The sequence below is a fragment of the Acinetobacter brisouii genome (genome assembly GCF_008993995.1).
In the GTDB taxonomy this organism is placed as follows: Bacteria; Pseudomonadota; Gammaproteobacteria; order Pseudomonadales; family Moraxellaceae; genus Acinetobacter; species Acinetobacter brisouii_A.
Window position 1 is genome coordinate 1 of record NZ_BKNN01000138.1, and the last position, 2,332, is coordinate 2,332.

General features: G+C 41.0%; 1 protein-coding gene and 1 pseudogene. One reads left to right on the forward strand and one right to left on the reverse strand.

All coding sequences use genetic code 11. From position 1 onward, the window contains the following. The first annotated feature begins 454 nt into the window (after positions 1–454). Complete coding sequence (locus GBN19_RS15195; protein WP_151778679.1) at positions 455–2,098, forward strand: inorganic phosphate transporter; 1,644 nt, start codon at positions 455–457, stop codon at positions 2,096–2,098. A 49-nt stretch (positions 2,099–2,147) separates the two neighbouring features. Here GBN19_RS15195 and GBN19_RS16005 read toward each other — a convergent pair. Next, positions 2,148–2,332: pseudogene (locus GBN19_RS16005) on the reverse strand (IS4 family transposase); the annotation flags it as partial.

The window sequence follows — 2,332 nt, forward strand, 5'->3', positions numbered from 1 at the left end:
GAAAAATAAGAAAAATGACACACTTTTGGGGTGGAAATGTGACTAGATTAAAAATGATAAAATAGCATTTTGGGGAGCGAAGTATTATGCACCAAATTAAGGCAATTTTATATTTATATAAAATCGTTTGCCTGCAAGTTCGACAAAAATTGTTGAAAAATCTAGCAAATACAAATCAATAGTTTAAATTTAAGCGAATAGATTATTTTATTGATCTATTTTGGTGCGATTTTAATCAATAAGGTTAAACTTAATTAAGTGTTTTAATTTTAAGATTTTAATTGTGCTTTGTTGTGAAAATTGAATTGAGTTTTTTATGTAACTGGCTGTGGTAAATATATTTAAGTCCCCAATATCGGGCGAATGAATTTACAATGAAATTCAGAGAAATGTCATTTAATTGTCACAATACCGTCGCAAAATTTGCACAATCTTATGATATTTCGCAGACCTCATGAATCATCAGGCATCTATAGTGGCTGACACCCAACCAACGCCAGTCATTGCCCCAACAATCAAAAATTCTTCTAATAATATTCATGCTCCAACCCCTAGCTGGTTTAAATATATTTTTGCTGTCGTCGTTTTAGCATCCCTGACCTATATCGGTGTACAGCTCACTTTCGATTTGTCTCAAGTTCCACCTTTAAGCCTGTTCTCATTCATCATGCTCGGTATGGCTTTGGTGATTGCTTTAGGCTTTGAATTTGTCAATGGTTTTCATGACACCGCCAACGCCGTTGCAACCGTGATTTATACCAATGCTATGCCTGCGCCTGTTGCAGTCATGTGGTCTGGATTCTTTAACTTTCTCGGTGTTTTAACCGCGAGTGGTGCGGTGGCTTACGGCATCATTGCGTTATTGCCTGTTGAGTTGATCTTGCATGTCGACAGTGGCGCTGGCTTTGCCATGGTGTTTGCTTTATTACTTGCAGCAATTATCTGGAATTTGAGCACATGGTTGTTTGGGATTCCTGCTTCAAGTTCACATACCATGATTGGTTCTATTATTGGTGTAGGCATCATGAACCAGTTATTGCACTCGGCAACAGACGGGGTGAGTGGTGTTGATATGGGACAGGTGCTTAAGGTTGCTAAAGCATTGTTCTTCTCACCATTGATTGGTTTTGGTTTGGCAGCAGCAGCGTTCTTGTTGTTAAAGTGGGTAATGAAAAAACGCCAAAAGGAATTGTTCGTTGCGCCTGAAGGCAATAAGCCGCCATCGTTCTTGGTACGTGTTTTACTGATCTGTACCTGTACAGGGGTGAGTTTTGCCCACGGTTCAAACGATGGTCAAAAGGGTATGGGCTTGATCATGCTGATTTTGATCGGGATTGTACCGCTTGCTTATTCACTTAATAAAACCATGGATCCTGCGCAAGTTCAATCTTTTGCGGCATTGTCAGAAAAAACCGCGCATATTCTGGTGGCTGATCAACCGAATATGCCTGAGATGCAGTCCCGTGATGTTTTAACTAAATTTATTCAAACGCATCAATATAATCCCCAAGTCATGCCAGCCGTTGCTAGTTTGTCGAACCATTTGGGTGAGGCAGTGGCAAGCTATGGCAGCATGTCAAAAGTCCCTGAGAAAGCAACCGTCAACTTGCGTAATGATATGTACTTGAGCAATGCCAGCTTGAAAGAGTTGGATAAAGGTAATCATTTGGCACAATTGTCACCTGCACAAAAAGCAACGGTCGACGACTACCGTAAGAATATCGATAAAGCCACTCAGTACATTCCAACATGGGTGAAAGTGGCTGTAGCATTGGCGCTTGGTCTAGGCACCATGGTCGGTTGGAAACGTATTGTGGTGACGGTTGGTGAGCGTATTGGTAAGACGCATTTGACGTATGGTCAAGGGATGTCGGCTGAGCTAGTTGCGATGGGAACCATTATTGCTGCGGATAAGTTTGGTTTACCTGTCAGCACCACGCATGTGTTGAATAGTGCTGTCGCAGGAACCATGACCGCCAACAAATCAGGTTTACAGTGGGCAACCGTGAAAAGCATCCTGATGGCATGGGTATTGACCTTGCCGTGTGCAATGGTGCTTTCGGCTTCACTATTTTGGGTATTTCTACAATTCGTTTAAGAGATAACTCGCTGTAAAAAAAGACCTCATCAGAGGTAATGCCAATCAGTTAAGCTGATTGGCATTTTTTCTTTGGATATTTTGCAGGTTTTCCTTTAACTACTCTCGGACACAGCCTATGCCTTTTTTCAGGTAATACATACATTTTTGAACTTTCTAATAAATGCTCTAAATGTCTAGGCAAATTACCTGCCGACTCTAAAGGCGTATGCCTCAATATATTGATAATACTCA